General features: G+C 58.4%; 23 protein-coding genes and 1 riboswitch. Of the genes, 16 read left to right on the top strand and 7 right to left on the bottom strand.

The features are described 5' to 3' along the window. Positions 1-20: 20 nt before the first annotated feature. The 3 genes from ACFFSY_RS07130 to ACFFSY_RS07120 are packed head-to-tail and all read right to left on the bottom strand — an operon-like array spanning position 21 to position 1,686. Positions 21-1,106, bottom strand: a complete 1,086-nt coding sequence (locus ACFFSY_RS07130) for an FtsW/RodA/SpoVE family cell cycle protein (protein ID WP_377492040.1) — start codon at positions 1,104-1,106, stop codon at positions 21-23. Further along, on the bottom strand, positions 1,103-1,357 hold the full coding sequence (locus tag ACFFSY_RS07125) for a permease prefix domain 1-containing protein (protein WP_377492037.1): 255 nt from the start codon (positions 1,355-1,357) through the stop codon (positions 1,103-1,105). The genes ACFFSY_RS07130 and ACFFSY_RS07125 overlap by 4 nt, the downstream gene beginning before the upstream one ends. Continuing rightward, positions 1,354-1,686 (bottom strand): PadR family transcriptional regulator, encoded by a 333-nt coding sequence (locus ACFFSY_RS07120; RefSeq protein ID WP_377492034.1) that lies wholly within the window; start codon positions 1,684-1,686, stop codon positions 1,354-1,356. Before ACFFSY_RS07120 ends, ACFFSY_RS07125 begins: the two co-directional genes overlap by 4 nt. A gap of 167 nt (positions 1,687-1,853) precedes the next feature. Between ACFFSY_RS07120 and ACFFSY_RS07115 the strand changes: the two genes are divergently transcribed. Together ACFFSY_RS07115 and ACFFSY_RS07110 are read left to right on the top strand one after the other, a co-directional pair. Next, positions 1,854-1,997, top strand: coding sequence for a hypothetical protein (locus tag ACFFSY_RS07115; protein WP_377492031.1), 144 nt, complete (start codon positions 1,854-1,856; stop codon positions 1,995-1,997). Between the two features lie 79 nt (positions 1,998-2,076). Then, positions 2,077-2,583, top strand: coding sequence for a DUF402 domain-containing protein (locus ACFFSY_RS07110; RefSeq protein WP_377492028.1), 507 nt, complete (start codon positions 2,077-2,079; stop codon positions 2,581-2,583). Between the two features lie 134 nt (positions 2,584-2,717). Here the strand turns inward: ACFFSY_RS07110 and ACFFSY_RS07105 are convergent, their stop codons facing one another. Next, positions 2,718-3,149, bottom strand: coding sequence for an organic hydroperoxide resistance protein (locus ACFFSY_RS07105; RefSeq protein WP_377492026.1), 432 nt, complete (start codon positions 3,147-3,149; stop codon positions 2,718-2,720). Positions 3,150-3,297: 148 nt separating this feature from the next. Here ACFFSY_RS07105 and ACFFSY_RS07100 point away from each other — a divergent pair, with 148 nt between their 5' ends. The 3 genes from ACFFSY_RS07100 (at position 3,298) to ACFFSY_RS07090 (ending at position 6,578) form a co-directional block, all read left to right on the top strand. Beyond that, positions 3,298-3,558, top strand: a complete 261-nt coding sequence (locus ACFFSY_RS07100) for a YqkE family protein (protein WP_377492022.1) — start codon at positions 3,298-3,300, stop codon at positions 3,556-3,558. Between the two features lie 309 nt (positions 3,559-3,867). After that, the gene (locus ACFFSY_RS07095) at positions 3,868-6,141 is read left to right on the top strand and encodes a GDYXXLXY domain-containing protein (protein ID WP_377492021.1); all 2,274 of its coding nucleotides are present in this window, start codon (positions 3,868-3,870) and stop codon (positions 6,139-6,141) included. Positions 6,142-6,311: 170 nt separating this feature from the next. Then, positions 6,312-6,578: a hypothetical protein gene (locus tag ACFFSY_RS07090; RefSeq protein ID WP_377492018.1), complete on the top strand. Its 267-nt coding sequence runs from the start codon at positions 6,312-6,314 to the stop codon at positions 6,576-6,578. Positions 6,579-6,652: 74 nt separating this feature from the next. Here ACFFSY_RS07090 and ACFFSY_RS07085 read toward each other — a convergent pair whose 3' ends face one another. Then, positions 6,653-7,588 (bottom strand): GH25 family lysozyme, encoded by a 936-nt coding sequence (locus ACFFSY_RS07085; RefSeq protein WP_377492015.1) that lies wholly within the window; start codon positions 7,586-7,588, stop codon positions 6,653-6,655. A 190-nt stretch (positions 7,589-7,778) separates the two neighbouring features. Between ACFFSY_RS07085 and ACFFSY_RS07080 the strand changes: the two genes are divergently transcribed. Further along, entirely contained in the window at positions 7,779-8,396 is a 618-nt protein-coding gene (locus ACFFSY_RS07080) for a phosphatase PAP2 family protein (RefSeq protein WP_377492012.1), read from the top strand. Between the two features lie 231 nt (positions 8,397-8,627). Next, positions 8,628-8,849: riboswitch (cyclic di-AMP (ydaO/yuaA leader) on the top strand. Positions 8,850-9,047: 198 nt separating this feature from the next. Then, complete coding sequence (locus ACFFSY_RS07075; RefSeq protein ID WP_377492009.1) at positions 9,048-10,232, top strand: KamA family radical SAM protein; 1,185 nt, start codon at positions 9,048-9,050, stop codon at positions 10,230-10,232. Positions 10,233-10,603: 371 nt separating this feature from the next. Here ACFFSY_RS07075 and ACFFSY_RS07070 read toward each other — a convergent pair whose 3' ends face one another. Next, on the bottom strand, positions 10,604-12,133 hold the full coding sequence (locus tag ACFFSY_RS07070; RefSeq protein WP_377492006.1) for an MDR family MFS transporter: 1,530 nt from the start codon (positions 12,131-12,133) through the stop codon (positions 10,604-10,606). A 288-nt stretch (positions 12,134-12,421) separates the two neighbouring features. Between ACFFSY_RS07070 and ACFFSY_RS07065 the strand changes: the two genes are divergently transcribed. The 3 genes from ACFFSY_RS07065 to ACFFSY_RS07055 all read left to right on the top strand — a co-directional run bounded on the left by ACFFSY_RS07065 (position 12,422) and on the right by ACFFSY_RS07055 (position 14,947). Beyond that, complete coding sequence (locus tag ACFFSY_RS07065) at positions 12,422-13,276, top strand: alpha/beta hydrolase (protein WP_377492003.1); 855 nt, start codon at positions 12,422-12,424, stop codon at positions 13,274-13,276. Between the two features lie 105 nt (positions 13,277-13,381). Further along, the gene (locus ACFFSY_RS07060; protein ID WP_377492000.1) at positions 13,382-13,966 is read left to right on the top strand and encodes an RNA polymerase sigma factor; all 585 of its coding nucleotides are present in this window, start codon (positions 13,382-13,384) and stop codon (positions 13,964-13,966) included. 471 nt (positions 13,967-14,437) lie between these two features. After that, complete coding sequence (locus ACFFSY_RS07055) at positions 14,438-14,947, top strand: CBO0543 family protein (protein ID WP_377491997.1); 510 nt, start codon at positions 14,438-14,440, stop codon at positions 14,945-14,947. Positions 14,948-14,969: 22 nt separating this feature from the next. Here the strand turns inward: ACFFSY_RS07055 and ACFFSY_RS07050 are convergent, their stop codons facing one another. After that, positions 14,970-15,344 (bottom strand): hypothetical protein, encoded by a 375-nt coding sequence (locus tag ACFFSY_RS07050; protein WP_377491994.1) that lies wholly within the window; start codon positions 15,342-15,344, stop codon positions 14,970-14,972. Positions 15,345-15,969: 625 nt separating this feature from the next. On the opposite strand from ACFFSY_RS07050, the gene nrdI reads away from it, so the two are divergent. The 6 genes from nrdI (at position 15,970) to ACFFSY_RS07020 (ending at position 23,170) form a co-directional block, all read left to right on the top strand. Next, complete coding sequence (nrdI, locus tag ACFFSY_RS07045) at positions 15,970-16,329, top strand: class Ib ribonucleoside-diphosphate reductase assembly flavoprotein NrdI (protein WP_377491991.1); 360 nt, start codon at positions 15,970-15,972, stop codon at positions 16,327-16,329. Then, positions 16,316-18,400, top strand: coding sequence for a class 1b ribonucleoside-diphosphate reductase subunit alpha (nrdE, locus tag ACFFSY_RS07040; RefSeq protein ID WP_377491988.1), 2,085 nt, complete (start codon positions 16,316-16,318; stop codon positions 18,398-18,400). Before nrdI ends, nrdE begins: the two co-directional genes overlap by 14 nt. 44 nt (positions 18,401-18,444) lie before the next feature. After that, positions 18,445-19,395, top strand: coding sequence for a class 1b ribonucleoside-diphosphate reductase subunit beta (nrdF, locus tag ACFFSY_RS07035; protein WP_377492825.1), 951 nt, complete (start codon positions 18,445-18,447; stop codon positions 19,393-19,395). Between the two features lie 317 nt (positions 19,396-19,712). Then, entirely contained in the window at positions 19,713-20,519 is an 807-nt protein-coding gene (locus ACFFSY_RS07030) for a hypothetical protein (RefSeq protein ID WP_377491986.1), read from the top strand. 184 nt (positions 20,520-20,703) lie between these two features. Further along, complete coding sequence (locus tag ACFFSY_RS07025; RefSeq protein ID WP_377491983.1) at positions 20,704-22,125, top strand: SulP family inorganic anion transporter; 1,422 nt, start codon at positions 20,704-20,706, stop codon at positions 22,123-22,125. Positions 22,126-22,273: 148 nt separating this feature from the next. Next, positions 22,274-23,170 (top strand): RNA polymerase sigma-70 factor, encoded by an 897-nt coding sequence (locus ACFFSY_RS07020; protein ID WP_377491980.1) that lies wholly within the window; start codon positions 22,274-22,276, stop codon positions 23,168-23,170. Positions 23,171-23,265: the final 95 nt, after the last annotated feature.

Below are 23,265 nucleotides of genomic sequence, written 5' to 3'. Positions count from 1 at the left end.
CCCTAGAGGGCATCGCCGACTCACGTCTTGCGCACGGGCGGCAAGTCGAGGGTGGCGAGCATGTCTTTGCGCCGGTACGCGCCAAGCATCAATCCGATTGCGCCAAGCTCGACGATCGAACCGGTGCTCCAGCTCACAATTGGCAGCGGTACGCCGAAGTAAGGCAGAAGGCCGACGTTCATCAGCAGATGCCACAGCAGTTGGATGCCGATGACGGCCGACAATCCCGCGACCATCCCGCGGCCGCATCCGAATCTCAGTTTCAAGGCCATGCGGAACATCCGGTAGACGAATAGGACGGCCAGAGCCGCAACGGCAAGGCCGAAGATCCAGCCGAGGCTGTAGATGAGATAAGCGAACGTGGTTTCGGAATAAATGTATGGGAGTCGCTCATTAACCGCGCCAAAGCCTTGTCCCCATAAGCCACCAGCTTGGACGGATTCGACTGAACGCGCGGTGTAAAAGCTTTCGTCCGCAACAGGGTTCAAGAATCCGGTCAGCCGGTCTAGAGCATAGGCGTAACGAGGACTTCTTTCATACAGCATATAAAACGCCGAGACGATCGCCGCGCCGATGCCGGCTGCCAGCAACCACATCCGTTTCATGACCAGCAGTAGGACGGCAAGCGCAATGCCGTAGACAACAAGCTGAAAGCGCGCATTCATAACAGTGAACAGATAGGCAGGGAGCGCCATATAGAGCGCCGCTTCTTTCAGCAGACGCTGCCATCGCGCAAGTGAGCGCTGCTCGTTCGCGGCGCGGTGAAGCATGCCTGCGACGGCGACGATAAGCAGATAGGGAGCAGCTGCGGCAATATTGAATTCAAGGCCGCCGGGAGCCGTGATCCATCGATAACTACCGCTGATTTGCAGATCCGCCCACCGTGGATATGCCATCAGAAGCAGCGTCAGCACATAGAGCGCGGTGGCGTAACGCAGCAGTTGGCGATAATCGATGAAATACAGGCAGACAAGAGCAACGACGCCCATGGAGACGCGCGTGAGCTTGGAGATGGGCGAGATTTGCTCGCCGATCGCGTTATGCAGGGCGAATACGGAAATCAGTCCGATCAGCAGCAGTCCGGTGACCAACGCAATGACGCTCATTCGGGCTTCGGCTTGTGCGCCGCGTGCAGCTGCCTGCCGACAAGCTCGGGATTCCCCATGCGGCGAAGCGCTTGTTCGACAGCGGCGTCCGTGTTCGGCTCCTCGGCTTCTTCCGCGAACGACAATGCCAGCTCCTCCAAATGGGTCAACAGCTCCAACCGGATTTCGGCATGCATTTCTTTGGAGCGCACATGCGCGCACACCTGGTCAAGGTAACCTGCGACCAGCGGGTGATGTTCGATCGTCTTCATACTGGACCCTCCCCGATCACGCGCGTGACCGTACGAGCGAACAGATCCCACTCCTGCCGTTTCTCCCGAAGCTGCGCGCGGCCTTCCTTCGTCAGCCGGTAATACTTCCGCTTCCGTCCGCCTTCCTCACTCCAGAACGCTTCGACCAGCCTTTCGCTCTCCAGCGCGTGCAGGATCGGATAGAGGGTGCCTTCTTTCAGCGTAAAGATGCCGTCCGACCGCACCTCCAGCTCTTTCGTCATTTCGTATCCGTACATCTCTTTGCGGTCCAGCAGCGACAAAATAAGAATAACCGTGCTGCCTTTCATCAGTTCCTTGTTGACTTTCATGCTTGGCTCCTTCCTATGGGTTTAATATCGATGCATCGTGAATCTAGGTATATGGTAAAATGTTTTGGATAAAATTTCAAGTTAAGCGAAGCCTAATTTTCGCACTCGACAAACTTCGCGGCCGTCTGTTCCGTCGTAACGATAGAACGGTGACGGGGGGATGGGCGATGATTATTTTTATTTCTTCCAAATTGACCGGCAAAGTGAATCGGTTGGTCCGGCAGCGCCAGACCCGTCTTCTTATTAAGAGGCTGCAGCCCGAGTTCGATAAGCTAAAGGCCAGCCGCCGTCCGAGCGGACAGGACGCTTGACGCGCAAGTGGCATGGGGCGTACGATCGGGTTTACAGACTCCCGCCTCGAGCGGGGAATAACGGAGGTTCGAAAAGCGGATGGAGAGCAAGTTGACGGTGCGCGCGTTCAAATACGGGGAGCGTCCGCACTACGAGTGGGAGACAAGGGTGCTCGAACGCGGCGATACGCATTTGTTCGTACTTAGCGCGCCAGGGCGCCGGCTGCGGCATTTTACGAAGAACGCCGTGTTTACGATCGACCGGTGGACGCTGGAATTCTTCGCGACCGACTGTTGGTTCACGGTCAGCGCCGACGTGGTGGACGGGCGGATCGCGCATTATTATTGCAATGTGAACGAACCGGCACGAATCGGCGGAGGCGAAGTGTCGTTCGTCGATCTTGATCTGGACCTCCTGGGCGCAGATGGACAGTGGCGGGTCGTCGACGAAGACGAGTTCGCGTTCAATTCGGTCGCCTTCGGTTATCCGGAAGTGCTGATCACACGAGCGAAGGAGGAGCTCGCCTCCTTGCGGCGGCGCATCGAAGAAGGAAGGTTCCCGTTCGACGGGACGCTCGAACGGCTGGCAGCGCAGGTTCCGAGGTAGAAGAAGCGCGTCCCGATAAGCGCTTATCGGGCGGCGGGGGCGAGAACAGGAAGAAGCCTCCGCGATCCGCCTGAGAGGCCGATAGCAGAGGCTTGACATAATGCAGAGCGGCGCGCGAATACCGCCTGCGCCGGTCAGCGCTGCGGCTGCTCCGACGCCTGCGAGATGCGAAGCTCGACGTCGATATTGCCGCGGATCGCGTTGGAGTATGGGCACATCTGATGCGCCGCCTCCGCCAGCTCGCGAGCCTGCTGTTCGTCCGTACCGGGAATCGCGATCTCCAGCACGACCGACAGCTTGTATGTATGGCGCTCGTCCTTGTTCAGCGCGACATGGGCGGTGACTTGAGCGTTCGCCGCTTCCACGCCCTTGCCGCGTGCGATCATGCTAAGCGCGCTGAGGAAGCAGGCGCTGTAGCCGGCCGCGAACAGCTGCTCCGGGTTCGTCCCGTTCTGCGCGCCTTCCTGCGGCATGCCGAGCTTCAAGTTCAATTGGCCGTCATCGGAGCGCACGAAGCCTTCGCGGCCCCCGTGGGAAGTGACATGGGCGGTATAGACCGTTTTCAATTGCATCCTTCTCCTTTCGTTGTGACGCGTACGAGCTTTATTACCCGCCTGGGCTTAGGCGCGAATCGCAGCGATGTCTTGCCGGGCCGCGGGAGGAGAGTTCGTGCTATAATGACGGGAGAGTTAACGAACCCGAGGTGATCATCATATGGCGAAAAAAAGAAAGCCCGCCGCCCCAGTCGCAGCATCTGCTCAGGACAAACCGGCGACGCTCGCGGACCTGCTTCGTCCCGAGCTCGTGCAGAAGCTGAAGGCGCAGTCCGACCAGATGAAAGCGGCCGAGGCGCAGCAGCGGGAAGAAGCGCGGATTAAAGCCGAAGAAGCGCGCAAAGCCGAGCAGAAGCGGCTGGATAACGATTTCGAACATTTGCTGAACAACAGCAAGCTCGACTGGCGCAAGCACAAATAGCGCGGCGTACGCGCGCAGGACATACCCGCGCGAGCGGGCCAATCAAGACCGGCGGTTCCGACGCGGGTCTTCTTTGCGCTGCCGTCTTAGCCGAAATGACATCGAGCGTGGATGAATTGGAATAAGGGTATACCATACTTAACCTGATTACGGGACCTGTTGCGCAGGTACCAGAAGAAGATGGTACTTATTCGGCTCTCGTTCCGTCGTTATACTTTAAAGCATCGGCAGGCACGCACCGGTTGTGTGCGAGCATGAAAGGGCTGCCCGGTTACACCGAAGAGACGACTTCATCAGGAGGTTCTTCCGATGCAGAAGACCTATGTTATTCGAACAGGCTATGCGCTTGGGGCGGCGATGATCGCCGCCGCGACGATTTATTTTTTCGCTTCGGGGTGGGGGACGTTCGGCCGCGCCGCGCGAATCGCGCTCAGCGTGCTGCTGACCGCCGTGCTGTACGGCGCGTCTTTCGCGCTCTCGCGTCGTCCCCGCACCGCTTGGCTCGGCCGGGTCGCGGCGGTGACCGGCTGCGTGGCGTTCGGCGTCAGCGTCGCGCTTCTGGGGCGTATCTACAACTCGCATGCGGACAGCTACGGGTTGTTTCTCCTATGGAGCTTGCCAGCGTTGCTATTCGCTTGGTTTGGCGGATATTGGCCGTTTAAGCTGCTGGCGTACGGGCTGCTGCATATGGCGTTCTACGCGTACGTCGACGCGGCAAGCTGGCGAAGCCCGGATGCGACGCTGGATTTCATTGTCGGCGCGATCGTCGCGGCGGCGAATCTCGCGTTGTTTCTGCTGCTGGCGAAATATCGCGGCGAGGAGAAACTGCTGCGTACGTTATCTTTTCTTATGACGGGATTCCAGCTGGTATATTTGTCGAACTCCTTGAGCTTCGATGTGGCAGGGCTGCTCATGAATGCGGGATTTGCCGTTTGGGTTGCCGTCGTTGCCCGTTACGCGCTGGGCAGACGTAGAGATGGCAAGCAGCTGCTGGCCATGACGGGCCTGCATGCAGCTTGTTTCCTCATTCTGAAATATATCGAACTGGTCGTTCATTACCCGAACGTGCTGTTCTTCGCGCTGGGCGTTGTCTTCGTCATCGGGCTGCTCGCGGCGAGCGCGTCCTTCATTCGGTTCTTGAACCGGTTGGATGGGGAAGGAACGGACGCTATAGAAGAAGCAGAGCAGCCGGATCGCGAGCTGGTGCAGGTTGCCGATCCGTCCCAGGCGTCGGGTCGCGAGCAGACGCGTACGCGCCGCAGAACGGTGGCGGCGCTAGATATTCAGCGCGTGCTGTGGGCCGTCGTCAGCGGCGTAGGCGTCGTGATCGGCGCCTCCTGCATCGTCGGGCTGACCGTGCTGTGGGCCGGGGATGCCACGCCTGAAGCGCTGGCCGTCGTCAGCTTCCTGCTGCTGGTGATCGCGGCATTCGCGATGAAGGGCATACCGGCGCCAATCCGCTTCACGGTGAAGCTGATCGCGATCCTGCTCGGTCTCGTGACGGCCGCTTGGGCCGGCAAGCCGGTCTATGCGCTGCTCTATGTCGCGCTGTCGCTCATCGCTTGGGCGCTTACGAGCGGAATCGCGAAGCCGCTGCTCTTCTATGCGCTGGCGAACGTGTACGCCTTCTGGCTGCTGGATGCGGCTCTGCCCGAATGGCTGCAAGACGGATGGCACGAACTGGCCGCCTTGTTCGCGGTCAATGCACTCGCTTGGGCTTCGGCTGGGCCGCTCGTTCGGAACGCGGAGCGTAAGCGGTCTCTGCGCTATTCCGCTTACTTGGCGCTTCTCGCGTTAGGCTTGCTGCTCACGTGGGAGGAAGCCGGTCATATGGCGCGTTTCATCGCTGCCAGCTTGATTTATTTCGGCGCGTTGACGGCACTGCTGCTGGCGCAGTCGCACGGAGCGCCCCGCTTTTACTACCGCTGGGGCGCGGCCGCCTGGGCCGTCTTCCTGGCCGTCAAGTATTACGATACTGCTTGGAAGCTATTGCATAAATCATTCAGCCTCGCGCTGGCCGGCGCATTAGCCATCGCGCTGACGGCGTTCTACGATCGTCGGTTCGGCGGCGGGGCAATGGCGACAGTCACGCCGGTACCGCGCTTGCGCGCCAAAGTCTTCGTCTCGATTCTGCTCCTCCAAGGCGCATTGCTGGGCGGCATGATCGCGGTCAACGAGACAGCGCTGGCGAGCGGCGTGACGGTCAAGCTGGAGCTGGCCCCGCTGGACCCGCGCTCGCTGCTGCAGGGCGATTACGTGCAGCTGAATTACGGGATATCGACGCCGCCGCAGAAGGAGGTCCCCACCTTGGAGGAGCTCGGGTACGGCGCCAAGATCAAGGTCGTGCTCGCGCCGGACGCTGGGGGCGTCTATCGGTTCAGCCGGCTGTACCTGGAGGGAGATGCGCTCCAAGACGGCGAGGTCGCGCTTAATGGCAAGTGGGAGGGGTTCCGGATCGAATATGGCATCGAACACTATTTCATACCGGAAGGAACGGGAGCGGACGTGGAGCGCACGGCCAAATTCGCGAATGTCGTTGTCAGCCGGTCGGGCAACGGCATGATCGTCGGCTTACTCCCCTAATAAGCGGATTGGAAATACTACATAAGAGGCGGCGTTCGTGAGGGCTCCGCTTTTTTTGTATGCCGGCAACGTTTAAATCCCGGCAGGAAGGGGGACAATAAATTGACAACAAGAGGTGTAACACGCTATGCTATTTTACATAAAAATCTTGAAAATAGGCGGTCTGAACAATGGCATTCAACCCGAAAATCACGGACATGCAAGTGTCGGATATCAATGACAAAACGAAACTGTACCAGTACGTTGTGACCCTTCATGACAAGTCGAAATATCGGTTGTTCCTTAGCAAAAACCCGGAGTGGAATCTGCAAGCGGCCAACCGTCTGCTGAATATCCCGTGCCCGATGTGCCGCAAGGATTACTATTGCAAGTGCATGGATAAGCACCTCGACAAGCTCGAGGCCGAATTCCTGTCCCAAATTGAGAAACAAGCGTAAGCTTTCGTCCCAATGAGAAGCCGCGCCCGCCGAGCAGCATGCTGCCAGGCGGGCGCGGCTTTTTGTTCGGCTCGCTATCCGCGGTAATAGATATAGACCTTCTTCGTCTCGCCGTCCCAATAGGCGTTTCCGCCGAGCAAGTTCGCCGCCGTGCGCACGGGGACGTATGTCGTCGAATCGATCACGGAGAAGTTGTCGACGGCGGTCGCGCCGAATTGCGGCTGCTTCTCGACGTTATCCCAACTGACCGGATTGCCTGTCGCCGCTCCGATCTGGCGAAGCGGGGCGAATACGTGGCCCTCGATGGTGCGTCCGTATCCGGCGAGTTTGTCGTTGATGACGATTTTGATCGTATCTGGCTTCGTCGTATCGACGTCTTCTACTTCAGTGTGCGTACCGGTGTATTGATCGAAAAAAGCGCGTTCCATGACGTTCAAGTCGACATTGCCGCTTATGCCGTCCGTCTGTCCGCTCTGCGAATATTGAAAGACGGCCCAACGTCCCCAGGTGCCATTGTCCATCGGCTTGTTCACGCCGTAGTGGGCGACCCAGAGCGGATATTCGGCCAGCTCCTTGCCGAGATAGGATCTCGCGAAGCTCGCGCCGGAGTAGATCATGACGGGATGTCCGGTCTGCTTGCGCACGTCCTCCAGCCAAGCGTCGACCCAGTCGGTGAGCGCCGCCGCGCCGATGGAGGACGCCGCGCCCTCTACGTCGAGCACGTGGGGGAAATCGGCGTCGTAGCCGCTGATCGTGCCGACGAAGTGCGCCGCTTCGGCGCCTGGGGTGTTGCGCTCCGGATGCGCGTAGTGATAAAACCCGATCTTCACGTCCGCCGCCTTGGCGCCTGTGACGTTGCGTTCGAAACGAGGGTCGGTCGAGCTGTTGCCCTCCGAGGCTTTGATGAAGGCGAATAACTTGCCAGCCGCTTTGACCCGGCTCCAATTTACGTCGCCCTGATACCTGCTCACGTCAATGCCATTGACATTGCTGTCGCTTCTCGCCTGCATATCGCCATCCTCCCTTATTATGATCAGTCTATGCGGCTTGTCGCGCCTCCGACACGGCTAGGCTGCCCGGGTGGCGAGGATTTATGGACGGATTTCACTCCTGCATGCACTTGGCCTATAATAAGTATTTGTAAACGTGCCGGCTCGTACCGGACCTTATACATAAATTGGCCTGGGGGTTCTTATCATTATGCTGTGGTGGGTGTATTTGATTTTGGCGGCAGCGGGGTTTGAAGGCTTGGCGATGCTCGTATCGCGTGAGAAATTGATGCGTTTCGACTTGGCGGTCATCGATTTCATCCAAGGTATGGAATCGCCGGGACTGACGTCGTTCGCCAAGACGTTGACGACGATCGGCTCGAGCAAAGTCGTCATTCCGCTTGTGCTCGGGACGGCGGCAATGCTCTTCGTCGTGCTGAAGCATCGGAAAGAATTATATTTGCTGATCGGCGGCATGTTCGGCTCGACGCTGCTGAACGAAGGGCTCAAGCGGCTCTACGAGCGCGCCCGGCCGGACATTCATCGGATCATTGAGGAGACGGGCTACAGCTTCCCAAGCGGGCATTCGATGGCGGCCTTCACGTTCTACGGGCTGCTGACGTATTTGCTATGGCGCCATATGCCGTCGAAGCGGTGGCGCGGCGTACTCATCGCGTTCAGCGTTTGCATGATCGGCTGCATCGGCATTTCCCGCATCTACCTGGGCGTGCATTATCCGTCCGACGTGCTCGGCGGGTATTGGGTGAGCGCTTGCTGGCTGGCCATGTGCGTCAAGCTATTCCGCCGTCTGGCGCATGTGCGTAAGTAGCGGAGCGGTGACCTGCATATAGCCGTAGCACACCCGGCTTCCAGCGATGAAAGCGAGTGTGCCTGATTTAACTTATGGGAGCAGACGCTTGGATTATGACCGCTTAGATTAGGACGGTCTATTTTTATGGAGGTGCGGATTGGGAACCGGGCGGTGCGTCCGGGACGACGAGCGGTTATGGAGAGGTGGAAGTTTGATTATTCGTTTGACAATTCAGACAGATCGAGGTAAACTTATCGTACGCTTAATTCCCGTGACGCCAAGGAACGGGAAGCGGGGGAACCAATTTCGGCCCCGAACGCGCTTCGCTTGCTTCGCGCAGGAGAGGATGCGGCGGCCGGAACGCTTGCAGGTCTATGTGCCTGTTGGCAGGGGCGAGTCGTTACGCCGGTAACGTAGGGAACCATCTATCCCGAGTCCGTCAGCTAACCTCGTCAGCAGAAGATGGGTCCCGTGATCAGCACCAACTTCGCTCACATTCAGGAGACCCGAATTGACGGGTCTTTTTGTTGTTTCATGAAGACCCGGTTGTAGTCCGCAAGCTTGCCGCTCGTTACACGGGGGCTTATGGGCGCATGCGCTGGTCTTTTTTTCATGAAGAGGCCCTTATCCGTTATCGATTAACTAATACAGGAGAAGGAGGTTTCTGCCATGCCAAGCCAGGACCCAATGAATCCAGCCGTCATGCGGGCGTCGACTGCCCCTGCCGGTGGCCAGCCGCGGATAGACGATGTTCTGCTCCGCTTTCCGGAGGAAGCGGATTATTATTCGAACCTTATTGATTGGAACGATCCGGATGATCCGCTTCGTCTGCTGCACGAGCCGGCGAACCGGCTGGACGGACGCGCCGGGGCAATCCCGCCGCACGACGACATGCGGGATACCGTGCCGGGCTGCCAGCATGCGTATGGTTCGAGCGCGCTGCTGAACATCGCGCCGGAGTGGCTGACCGACTCAGCCAATCTCGAGCCGGGACTTGCGTACATCGCCAGTCATCCGGAGATCAACCACGTGCTGCTCAGCGGATTCGACAGCTTCGGTCTCTCTCTGCAGCAGCTGACGATTCTGCTTGGCCGGCTTCGCGCGATCAGCCACGTGCAGATTATTCGGTTGACAACGGAACTTCCGGTTCGTCAGCCGCGTCGAATATACGAGAACGAAGCGCTGCTGGAGCTGCTGCGCGCGTATTCGACGCCCGAGCGGCGGATCTACGTCACGGTGCATATTACGCATCCTCGCGAATTGACCGCGGAAGCCAAGACGAGCTTGGAGTCGCTGCAGCAAGCGGGTGTCATCGTCGTGAACCGGACGCTGTTGATGCGCGGCATCAACGACGATGCCGTTGTGATGGGCGAGCTGCTCGACAAGCTCGTCTGGGCCGGCGTGGCGCCGTATTATTTGACCATGGCGGATCCGAACGGCGTGCACGAGACGCATGCGCTGCCGCTGGTCCGCGCTTATGAATTGGTCGAGGAAGCGAAGGCGCTCACGAGCGGGCTCGGCAAACGGGTACGCTTGTCGATGAATCATGCGTCCGGCATCGTTGAAGTGCTGGCCGTGGAGGACGGCCGCGCGTATTTGAAGCTGTACCGGGCGGGCGATGCGCGGCAGGGGCGTTTTCTCGTGCGGGATTGCGGACCGGAGTTGACTTGGTTCGACGAGCTGCATGAAGCCGAAGCGGCGGACGCCGCCGCGGCCGAATCTGCTGCAGGCGCAGTCCTGGACGCGGGCGGGGATATCTGGACAGAGCCCGTGCCGGATTTGCGCATCGAGTGGAAACCAGGCGAACGCAGCGAGGAGATCGTCTCGATCAACATGATGCCGATCGGGGATTGACGCGCAAGTGATCGCATAATGGCAAGGAAGAGGAAGAGGACAACCGGCAGGCCGAAGCGGCAGCCGGTTGTTTGGCGTTCGGAGGTACGGATGTAGGATGGCGAGAGGCTGATCGCGCATCGGTGAGCGTGCCAGCAGGCGTACACATTCGGTGGATTGGAGCGCGATAGTAATCTGTAGCGCATTATCGGAGAGGAGACGTCCCTCCGAAAAACCAGTGTGGATTCATGCGCGATAGCGATCCACAGCTCATTAACGGAGGCGAATCCCGCCGAAGAGGTCGCGATAGCTCGGTATCGGGGGAGCCTAATGCATGCCAAATAGGCCCGGAACAGACTTGCTGCTTCCGGGCCTTGCTCTATCGTGAGGCGTTAGTGCGAAGCTGCATATTCGGCTTCTTCCGCCGCCGGATCCATGCGTTCCTTGCTCATGATCCACGCGCAGACGAAGGCGAGCGCGGCCGGGATGATGCCAATCGCGAACGTGAACGTGATCGAGGACGAAAGGCCATCCGTGATTTTGTCCAGCACATCGCCCGGAATGTTCTGGCGGACGGCCGGGTTCAACAGCGCATGCGGATCGCTGAAGTCGAGCCCTTCCGGCACGGTTTGGTTGCTGCCGGCGAAGGAGTCGGTCAGCTTACGCGTCAGTGCGTGGCTCTGCAGAATGCCGAAGATCGTAATCCCGAGCGTCATGCCGAGCGAACGCAGGAAGTTGAGCGTCGAGCTCGCGGCTCCCCGCTGTTTGGCGGAGAAGGAGTGGATGGCGGCGTTGCTCAGCACGGAGAACGACGCGCCGATGCCAAGACCGACCAATATCATATAGGCCGTCACGGTGACACGGGATGAATCCGGCGACAGCGTCGTCAGCAGGGCAAGGCCCACGACGAGAATAAGCAGCGTCGGGATCATGATCGAGCGATACGGCAGCTTGGTGAGCAGGAAGCCGCCGCCCGTGGCGGTGACGACGGACCCGAGCATCATCGGCAGGAGCACGAGGCCGGAATTCGTTGCGCTGCCGCCCAGCACGCCCTGGATGAAGATCGGGATGTATACCGAAGCGGTGATGAACGCTGCGCCGCTCAGCATCGCGATCAGGTTGCTCGAAGCGTACAGGCGGTTGCGGAACATGCTGAATGAGATGATCGGCTCTGCTGCGCGCGATTCGATGAATAGGAATAAGGCGCCGAAGACCGCGAAGCCTGCGAACAAGCCGAGGATTTGGCCGGAGCCCCATGCGTATTCTTTGCCGCCGAGTTCCAGCGCGAAGATGAGACAGACGATCGCACAGATGAGCGTGAACGCGCCGGACCAGTCGATCGGCTGCTTGCTGTGCTCGTGCGATTCCTTATAGAAGAACGCGATCATCGCGAAGGAGAGCAGGCCAAGCGGGAGGTTGATATAGAAGATCCATTCCCAGCCGATGTAATCGGTAATGTACGCGCCCAGCAGCGGGCCAAAAATACTCGACATGCCGAAGACGGCGCCGAACAAGCCGCCAAGCTTGCCGCGGTCTTGCGGAGGGACGGCGTCGAACATGATCGTGAACGTAATCGGGACGAGAGCGCCTCCGCCGATGCCTTGAATGACGCGATAGAGCGATAGCTCGACGATCGAGTCCGCGGTGCCGCACAGGATTGAGCCGAGCATGAAGACGATGATGCCGAAGACGAAGAAGCGTTTGCGCCCGTACATATCGGACAGCTTGCCGAAGATCGGCATGCCGGCCATCTCGGCGACCATGTAGGCCGAGGTCACCCAGACGAATTTGTCCAAGCCGCCCATCTCGCCGATGATCGTGCCCATGGAGGTCGCGACGATCGTGTTGTCCATCGATGCCATCAAGATGGCAAGGAGGAGGCCTGCGATGACGATGCCGGGGGATTTAGGTTTTGTGTTCATGTGGTTATTATTTCCTTTCTCGCTTGGATTGGTCCAAGTGTGTCGGCCGATGCGTTTTCCATATTTGACCTTCACATATGATACCTTGGAGCCGCGTAATTTAAAACAGTTCTTTTTCGGTTAATTTCAGTATAGCCATCTATTCCTGACAACAGTTTGTCAGGGTTCGAAGGGCCAGTCTCTTTTTTCTCCTGCGTCATTGTCCATTCCCGCTTGGACGAGAGCCACGGCGGGCGGGTATACTAATGAGAGAAGGATCATCCAAGTGTGGAAAAAGGGGGTAAACGCATGATCCACAAAGAGCTCGATTGGAGAGCGGCGGACGGCACCCGCATGTACGGCTGCGAGTGGACGCCTGAGCTGGGTGCGTCCGTCAAAGGCGTCGTCGCTCTCGTGCACGGTATGGGCGAGCATACGGGGCGTTATGAGCATGTGGCAGGCATGCTCGCGGCTGACGGGTGGGCGGTGCTCGCGTTCGATCAGCGGGGACACGGGCGAACGGAAGGCAAGCGCGGCCATACCCCCGCCTACGAGGCGCTGCTCGAAGGGGTGGATTGGCTGCTCAAGCAGGCGGCCGAGCGCTATCCGGCGCTGCCGCGCTTTTTGTTTGGACACAGTATGGGCGGCAACGTGGCTATCAACTATCTGCTGCGCCGACAACCGCCGCTGGCCGGAGCGATCATTACGGGACCGTGGCTGAAGCTCGCCTTCCAGCCGCCGAAGCTATCGGTCGTCGTCGGCCGGATCGTAGAGAAGGTGTATCCGGGCTTCTCGAATGCGCGCCCGCTGGCCGTGCAGAACTTAACGACCGATCCGGAGATGGCGAGGCGTTATATCGAAGATCCGCTCGGGCACGGGAACATTACGGCGGCGTTCTTCTTCGGCGTGCAGCGGGCGGGGCTTTGGGCGCTTGAGCACGCGTCCGAGCTGACCGTGCCGATGCTGCTCATGCACGGCGGGGACGACAAGGTGACTTCGCTGCCTGCCAGCCAGCAGTTCGCCGAACGCGCGGGCGAGCTATGCGAGTTCATGGCCTGGCCGGGCTTTAAGCACGAGCTGCACAACGAGCGCGGTCGCGGCGAAGTGTTCGGTAGCATGCTGCTTTGGCTGAACGCGCGGCTGATCGCTTCTGCGTCCGAATAGGTTAACGCGGGAGGCTTTTCGAAGCGTGCCCGGACGGACATCGGTTGTTCACATTGCGCTGGTACACTGGTAGCAGACGAACTTGCGACCGGGAGGGGGAGAGCGATGGCGCCGTGGACGACCGAATTCGAGGATGCCGTAACGCCGCATTTCACGCATCTGCGGACATACTGCCGCTATTTGACGGCGAATGCATGGGAGGCCGAGGATTTGTTTCAGGACGTCATGCTGCGCGCGTACCAGCATTACCGCAAAGTCGGCGAGTTCCGCCATCCGCGTTCGCTGCTGTACAAAATCGCCCGCAACCTGACGATCGACGCCCACCGCAGACGGCGCGGCGTTCATGTCCCGGTAGATGAAGCGATGCAGCATCCAAGCCACGATCCGAACTACGCGACCATGCGGGGGATAATGGAGTGGATGGCCGAAACGCTGACCGAGCGGGAGGTCGAAATGCTCATGCTGGCCGAGGTGCTCGGTTATTCCTATCAGGATATCGCGCAGCGGCTCGGCTGCACGGTCCCCGCGGTCAAAATGGTGCTGCACCGCTCCAAGTCCTCCCTGCGCCAACGGACTGCCGCATCGTACGAAACCGGCTTTAAACCAGAGCGCACGGGTGCCTTGCGCCAAGCGAGCGAACGCGCGCGCTCCGTGGATCGTTGGACGGATGCGTTAATGCGGCTTGGATAGGAACCGGCGCCAACCCCGGACGAAGCGCCGGGGCGCTTGCCCGGAGAGTTTGGCTTCATCTGCAGTCTAACGACTGGTGGTCTTCGCCCGCGCACTACTTCTGGTACTACTCTGCGTGCACTACGCTACATGCACTACGCTACATGCACTACTCTACATGTTTTTCCCTTCATTACAGTGCTCTTCAAGACTCCTCGAACACTCAACTTCGCTTCGCTTTTGCCTTCCGAACAGACTCTAATTTGCCCAAGACCGCCGCTGCACTCGGAATAACGGCTGCCGGGGATGCGTCTTCCCCCAGCATCCTCACGCCTCTATAATCCGCCAGTCCAGAACCAGGCTTGATTATCCATGCTGTGCTCATGCAGCATTCGCAATAATTTACAGATAATTGGTAAATAATCGTATGAGGGAAGGCGAAAGCGACCATAATGGTGGAAAATAATGTAATACGAAAGAGGTAACCGAGGAATGATTCACATCGGCGTCGTCGCGGCGCTGCTCGCGATCAATTGGCGGCAAGCCGCATTCGCGAAATGGAGGCACTATCACGCCACGATTCTGTACATAATCGTCTGCGATTTGACTTACAGTTACTTCTGCGCGGAATATCCGCTATGGGTGTATGAGCTGCACAAGCCGTTAGGGAGCCGTTACGCCACGGAGCTCCTGTACACGCTGCTGTTTCTTCCGTTAACGGCACTGCTGTACTTGGCCCACTTTCCTTGGGAAAGCACATGGGCGGCGAAAGGGCGCTATATGTTGGGATGGATCACGGTATACGTGGCATGGGAGTGGCTGTTCCTGACGCTAAAGGGGATTTCGCACGAGAACGGTTGGAACATGCCGTGGTCGATTCTCTTCTATTGCGAAATGTTCCCGATGCTGGCGCTGCACAGCAAGCGCCCGAGGATGGCGTACGCGCTGAGCGTTGTCTGCGCGGGGGTATGGCTGGTGCTATTCCGGGTGCCGATTCAATGACCGCCTCACGGATGGGGGGATGCTATCCGGCTTCGCCCCGGCGAGAAGCAGATAGGCCGCGCAGCGCCCGGATATCGCGCAGGACGCGCGATATGGCGACGAGCATGGCGCTAACGGCCGCCAGGTCGATCGCGATCAACAGCCCAAGCCGAGCGAAGAAGCTGAGTTCCGGACCGTCCTCGGATGCGCGCATACTCAAATCGCCGGGAGCGGGCGTCCACTCTGAAGCGGCGGATGCAGCGCGAACATGCAGCGCCGGACCGCCGGGCGCGCCGGCCGTTCGCTGCGTACCGGCGAACCAGCGGTCTGCGGAAGCCAGGGCTGCCGCGCCGGAGGCGAATAGTACCAGCGAGAGGATGAGGTGAAGCGTGATCCTGACGCGTCGCATGAGAGCCATTGGCGGGCGTCCTCCTTTCCATCGTTCCGGCATCATGCCATTGCTTCCCACTATACCGCGGCAAGCTGAAGCCTTCCTAAAGCGAAGCTGAAAATTTTCTTAAAAAGAACCATCCGCTGCCATTCCCGCATCTGTTATCGCTCCACATCTGATCCCCGCTGGATAACACTAGATCTAGTGTCGACCTGTTGATAAATGCAGCCTCTATGTTCGGCCGCGCTGTGTGCGCATCCTCTTATTCGACAATCGTCCACACGCCATCCACATCCCGTCCACAACCGTTCCACATCCCGTCCACAGACTGTCCACAAGGGCAAAAAAAATTCCCGAAAACCCGAAATCCGGGCAGGAATTCGAGAAGTGGCGCAGTGAAAAGGCTTACCGCCGATTGCTACGAAACGGCGCTTTTTTTGTCGAAAAATTTTTCGAATCTAGCAAAGTGGCGCGGTTGCTGGGATGTTGAGTATCATTGCGAGAATCAGAGGGGGAGAACGATTGACAAACACTATATATTGATATAGATTTAGTTTCGGCCGACTACATATGGTTGAAGTCGAGGCAGACTGTGTATAGCATACTTACGAACGAGTTTCGTAGTATCTGTGTATAAGGAGAGAAAATGGCCATGTTAATCGCTTATGATTCGCGTACAGGGAACGTACGAAGATTTGTCGAAAAGGTCCAGGCCCGCTCGGTTCAGATCGATGAAACGATGACGGTGGAAGAGCCTTTCGTGCTGATCACCTATACGACCGGGTTCGGGCAAGTGCCTGACCGGGTGCAAGCTTTCCTGCGCAGGAATCATGAGCGATTGAAGGGCGTTTGCGCAAGCGGGAACCGGAATTGGGGAGAAGGGTTCGCCAAGAGCGCGGACACTATATCTCGTATGTACGGAGTTCCGGTCTTGCATAAATTCGAACTCGCCGGCACGGCGAGAGATGTTGAGCGATTTGAACAGGGGGTGCGGGCAGTTGAAGCATATTGAATTGAACAATTTGCTCATGCAGCGCGATGCGGACGGATTTTTCCAGCTGGAGCGCGATCAGGAAGCCGTAGAGGCGTTTATGGAAGAGGTATACCGGAAGAGCGTGGTGTTCACGAGCACGGCTGACAAGGTCCGGTATATGATTGATAACGACTATTACGAGGATCTGTACGAGAAGTATACGACCGAGGAAGTCGAGGACGTATACCGGATCACGCACGGCTACAATTTCCGATTCCCGTCGTATATGGCCGCTTCGAAGTTCTACACGGATTACGCCGTGAAGAGCAACGACCACTCGCTATACCTCGAGCATTATCCGGACCGCGTGGCGATCGTCGCCCTGCATCTGGGACGCGGGAGCGGCGCCACGGCGCGTACGCTTGCGGCTTCCATGATGGAGCAGCGGCTGCAGCCGGCGACTCCGACGTTCCTGAACGCGGGCAAGAGCCGCCGCGGCGAGATGGTGTCCTGCTTCCTGCTGGAAGCCGACGACTCGCTCAACTCGATCAACTATGTGTTGGCGACATGCATGCAGCTGTCCAAGATCGGCGGCGGCGTAGCGGTTAACTTGTCCAAGCTGCGCGGGCGCGGCGAATCCATCAAAGGCGTCGAAGGCGCGGCCAAAGGCATCATGCCGGTGCTGAAGCTGATGGAGGACGCGTTCTCCTACGCGGACCAAATGGGCCAGCGCAAAGGCTCCGGCGCGGCATACTACAACATTTTCGGCTGGGACGTCATGGAGTTCCTGGACAGCAAGAAGATCAATGCGGACGAGAAGTCCCGCATCAAGACGCTGTCGATCGGCCTGATCGTGCCGAACCGCTTCTACAAGCTGGCGGAAGCCAACGAGATGCTGCACGTATTCGCCCCATATACGGTGTATAAGGCGTACGGCAAGCATTTGGACGACCTGAACATGGACGAGATGTACGATACGCTGCTCGCGGACGATCGCGTCAAGAAGAAAGCCGTCATGAGCGCGCGCGACATGCTCGTGAAGATTGCGACTATCCAGCTCGAATCGGGCTACCCATATATTATGAACAAGACGAATGCCAACGCGGCGCACGCGCTCTCGGGAATCGGACAGATTAAGATGTCCAACCTGTGCACGGAGATCTTCCAGCTGCAAGAGACGTCGGAGATCGGCGACTACGGCACCGAGGATATCATCCAGCGCGACATCAGCTGCAACCTGGCTTCGCTGAACATCGCCAACGTCATGGAGCACAAGAAGCTGCGTGAATCGGTATACGAAGGCATGGTCGCGCTGACGGCCGTCAGCGACATGACGACGATCGCGAACGCGCCGGGCGTGGCCAAAGCGAACCGCGAGCTGCACTCGGTCGGTCTTGGCGCGATGAACCTGCACGGCTACCTCGCGAAGAATAAGATCGCGTATGAGAGCGAGGACGCGAAGGAGTTCGCCCGCACGTTCTTCATGATGATGAACTTCTACTCCATCGAGAAAAGCATGGAGATTGCGCGCGACGCGGGCATGACGTTCGAAGGTTTCGAGAAGTCCGACTATGCGAGCGGCGTATACTTCGACCGCTACGTGGCAACGGATTACCGTCCGACGAGCGAGAAGGTCAAAGGGCTGTTCGACGGCATGGATGTGCCAGGTCCCGAGCAATGGGCGGCGCTGCGCGAACAAGTGAAGCAGCACGGCCTGTACCATGCGTACCGAATGGCGATCGCGCCGACGCAGAGCATCTCGTACATCCAGAACGCGACGAGCAGCGTCATGCCGATCGTCGAGCAGATCGAGACGCGTACGTACGCGAACTCCACGACGTATTATCCAATGCCGTTCATGAACAAGGAGAATTTCTTCTTCTATAAGTCGGCTTATCAGATGGACCAGCTGAAGGTGCTGGACCTGATTGCGGAGATCCAACCGCACGTCGACCAAGGCATCTCCACGGTGCTCCACGTCAACAGCGACGTGACGACGCGCCAACTGGCCCGTTACTATATCTACGCGGCAAGCAAAGGGCTGAAGTCGCTCTACTATACGCGCACGAACCGCCTTTCGGTGGAAGAGTGCATCAGCTGCGCGGTGTAAACCGCGCAGTTTTACCGATGGGAAGGGGAAACACACGCATGAGCATGAGAGCTGTCAATTGGAACCGACCGGACGATGATTTCACGATCACGTTCTGGAATCAGAATATTATGCAATTCTGGACCGATGAGGAAATTCCGCTCTCCGACGACAAGATGTCGTGGTTGACGCTGAACGACGCGGAGCGCGAGCTGTACATGAAGGTGCTGGGCGGCCTGACGCTGCTCGACACCGTTCAAGGCGGCGTAGGCATGCCGAAGATTCTCGAGCATGTCGACGGTCTGCAGCGCAAAGCGGTGCTCGGTTTCATGGGCATGATGGAGCAAATCCACGCGAAGTCGTACTCCAGCATCTTCACGACGCTGGCGTCCACGGAAGAGATCGACGGCGTATTCCGCTGGGTTGAGAACAATGAACATCTGCAGCTCAAAGCGGAGACCATTTCCCAGTATTACAAGGACATCGACTCGCCGAAGAGCCTCTATCTGGCGATGGCGGCATCCGTGCTGCTGGAGAGCTACCTGTTCTACAGCGGCTTCTTCTACCCGCTCTATCTGGCCGGCCAAGGCAAAATGACGAGCAGCGGCGAAATCATCGACCTCATCCTGCGCGACGAGAGCATCCACGGCCTGTACGTCGGCGTGCTGGCGCAGGAAGTATTCGCGAAGCTGGATGCGGAAGAGCAGCGCGAAGCGCTCGAGACGTTCCATGGCTTGCTGCAGCTGCTGCATGCGAACGAAGAGAAGTACACGGAGTCGCTCTACGGCACCGTCGGCTTGACCGAGGAAGTGAAGAAGTTCGTGCGCTACAACGCGAACAAGGCGCTCATGAACCTCGGCCTCGATCCGCTCTTCCCGGAAGAGGACGTCAACCCGATCGTGTTCAACGGCATTAGCACGCGCACGAAGCAGCATGACTTCTTCTCGAAGAAAGGCAACGGCTATGTACGCACGATCCACGTGGAGCCGCTGACCGACGACGATTTCCGTTTCTAGACCTGACTTGCCATTCTCGTGAACCGGCTTTGGCCGCTTCCGCCTGTAGACGCTTTTTCCGATTTTGCGAATCGGAGGAAGCGTCTTTATTTTTTTGCAAATGAGTCTGGTTCTCAATGAAGTAATCGGCTATAATGTATTGAGAATGAGAATCAGTAACGACGGGACTTCATTCCCGATACCCGATATACCTTAATGCGTAGGCTGCGGTGGATACAGGAGTGGCCTAACGCGATCATACAAATAAATGAGCCATTGAAGATAGAATCAAAGATATTGACCAAGAACCGGTCGGGAACCAAGGAGGCACGTGAGGGATGGAGAACACGATCGATTACGGCAAGCTGGAGCAGACGTTCGGCATACGCACGAGCTTGCAGGAACAGGCGCTGATCACGGTGCCTGCGGCGGATTTGCTTCGTCCCGAGGTCGTACGCCAAGTGCTGGACACATACGTGCCGCTGCTGAAGGCGGAAGGGCTCGATACAGTAGGCGCGATTTTCGGCAGCACGTTCGGCAGCTTTGCCCAAGGCTATCAAGCGGCGTTGTCGCTCTGGAATCGCCGACTGCCGGCCTCGATCGATCAAGTGACGCTCCAACTCATCTCCATGGGCACGTATTTCAAAATCTCGTTCGTCATCGGTACGGATTGCGCGGCGGCCCCCTTGGATGAAGAGCAGCGCAGCGCATGGGTGACGGCTTCGCTTGGCGAATTCTACAACGAGACGATTCTACCGATCTTCCGCTCGATCGAGACGGCCTCCGGCATCAACATCGGCCACCTGTGGGGCCAAATGCCGACGTACTCGAATTACTATGTGGATTATCTGCTCAGCACGCTGGAAGACGAAGCGGCGAAGACCCGGCTATCCGAAGATTACGAGCTGCTCAAGCAGCTGGACCCGGCACTGCTGGATCGTGCGAAGAACCCGTTCACGGCGAAGCCGCGGTACATTCAAGATTTGCGGGACTGCGACAAGCAGATGCGAATGAAGAACGTTTGCTGTATGTACTATAAGACGGGATCGAAGGAATACTGCTACTCGTGTCCGAAGCTGAAAGAAAGCGACCGCGAGGCAAAGCGCGAAGCTTACCGCCAGGCGAACGCGGTTGCGGCGCATTAATTCGGTCACCAGATCGGCAATTATAGGATTACGGGCATTCTGTTGCAGGTCACCAGTTACCTTTATTAAGCAACTTCATATAAGGCTTGACCACGTCAACCTCAAGAGGGTATTATATCCGAAGCGAATCATCCCCGGCTGGGACGGTATGGTAGGGGATCTCCTTTAAAGGACGAGGTGGACTATGGCTTTAACGGCAACTTCATGGCGCGAGCAGTGGACGACGGATGTGAAGGGCAATGTGCTGGCGGGGATGACCGCCACGCTTGCGCTCATCCCCGACTCGCTCGCGTTTTCGTTCATGGCGGGCGTGCCGCCGCAGGTCGGCATCTACGCGACGATTTGCATTCTAATTCTCATTACGTTCCTGGGCGGAAGACCCGGGATGATCTCGGCGGCAGCGGGCTCGATGTCGGTGCTTATGCTGACGCTGGTGGAAGAGCACGGCATCCAGTATTTGTTCGCGGCGACGGTGCTGACGGGTGTCATCCAATATTTGATGGGCGTCTTCAAGCTTGGGAAGCTGATGAACTTCGTGCCGCAGGGCGTGTTGATTGGTTTCGTGAACGCGCTGGCGATTCTGATTTTCATGTCGCAGCTGCGCTATTTCAAGGGCGCGTCTTGGACAATGTACGCCCTGGCTGCGGCCGCGCTCGCGATTATTTACATTTTGCCGCGATATTTCAAGGCGATCCCGTCGCCGCTGGTGGCGGTCGTGCTGCTGACGTTCGCGGTGTGGGCGAGCGGCATGGACGGCGTGGCGCGCATCGGCGAGATCGACGCGTCGCTGCCGGCCTTCTTGTTCCCGGATGTGCCGCTTAATTGGGAGACGCTGATGATTATTCTGCCGACGTCGTTCTCACTGGCCATCGTCGGATTTACCGAGACGCTGCTTACGCATAACTTGTTGGACGAGATGACGGGCGAACGGACGGACAAGAACCGCGAGATGCGCGGGCAGGGGATCGCGAACTTCGTCGCGGGCTTCTTCGGCGGCATGGCCGGCTGCGCGCTCGTAGCCGAGTCGGTGCTGAACGTGAAGATGGGCGGCCGCAACCGATTGTCCACGCTCGTAGCGGCGCTCTTCCTGCTGCTGCTCGTGCTTGTGCTCGGCGATGTGCTGGCAATGGTGCCGATGGCGGCGCTCGTCGGCATTATGCTGATGGTGTGCATTTCGATTTTCGACTGGAAGTCGATCTTCAAGATGAACGAGGTGCCAGCCAGCGAGACGATCGTCATGCTGATTACGGTGGGCGCCGTCGTGGTCACGCATGATCTTGCGATCGGCGTCCTCGTCGGCGTGCTCATCAGCTTCATCCTGTTCGCCGTGAACGCCTCGCGGATGCAGATTGGCAGCGAGTGGGAAGGGAAGAAGCGAACGTACCGGATTCAAGGGCAGCTGTTCTTCGCGTCCGCTGCCGAATTGGAGACGCGCATTGAGCATGCGTGCGAAGCGGAAGAGGTGCACATTGACCTGACCGGCACGAAGGTATGGGATCATACGGCCGAGCTTGCGCTGGCGAAGACCGTGGACCGGTTGACGAAGGCTGGCAAGCAGGTGACCGTCAGCCGGACGGATCGAAGCACCGCATGGACGGCGCAATAATGGATTATGCAGCAGGACGAGCACATCATGACTCGGTTGACGAGGAGGATGTGCTTTTTTTCATTTGGCGCTGCAGCGTTGTCACAATCATGCGCCGGCGTTCGTCTTAAGGGTAAGAGAATATTGAGGATCGGAGCGTGGGGTGGAGATGGAGACCGAACTATTGTACCGCGAGCATCGGGGCATGCTCGTCGGGCTGGCTTACCGGATGCTCGGGAGCGCGGCGGATGCAGAGGATATCGTGCAGGATACGTTCATCGCGTTCGCCCAAGTGCCGGAGGAGAACGTCCGCAGCGCCAAGTCGTATTTGTGCAAAATGGTGGCCAATCGCTGTATCGATAAGCTGCGCGGCAGCGTCAGCAAGCGGGAGACCTATATCGGCCCGTGGCTGCCGGAGCCGGTCATTACGGATGAAGGCGGAGGCATGGAGGGCGACCCGCTGAGCCGATATGTGCACAAAGAGTCGCTGTCCACCGCTTATTTGCTGCTGCTGCAGCAGCTGACGTGGACGGAGCGGGCGGTGTTCCTGCTGCGGGAGGTGCTGGATTTCGACTACGACGAGATTGCGGAGATCGTCGGCAAGAGCAGCGTCAACTGCCGTCAAATTTTCCGCCGCGCCAAACGAAGTATCGGCGAAGCGCCGCTTGCCACGCCTGCGCTGCAAGGGAAGACGACCGAGCTGGTGCTTCGGTTCGCGGAAGCGATGCAGAGCGGAAGCGTGCCGAAGCTGCTCGAGGTGCTTGCCGCGGATGCCGTTATGCGCAACGATGGCGGGGGCCGAATTCTTGCCGCGACGAAGCCGATTCTCGGCGCAGACCGGATTATTCGCTTCTTCCTGGGCATTCTGGCCAAAGCGGAAGGCGCATACAGCTTTGCTTTCGCAGAAGTGAACGGACTCAGCGCCATCGTGACATTCAAGAACGGCAGCCCGCACGGCGTCTTGTCTTTTGAGGTGCGTGACGACAGAATCGTCAATCTGTTCTACGTCGTGAACCCGGACAAATTGGCGCGGCTGGAAGCCGATCGGATTCGCCCCATCGCCTAGCGCGAAGGGGCTCTTTTGTGCGCGATTCATCCCATTGCCGCTGACCTCTACCCTCCGGATGCACGCCTGTTGTTCGAGTCGAGGAGCCGGTAAGG

It is taken from the genome of Paenibacillus aurantiacus, assembly GCF_042431225.1.
GTDB lineage: Bacteria > Bacillota > Bacilli > Paenibacillales > Paenibacillaceae > Paenibacillus_Z > Paenibacillus_Z aurantiacus.
This window is presented reverse-complemented; position numbering and strand designations above follow the sequence as displayed.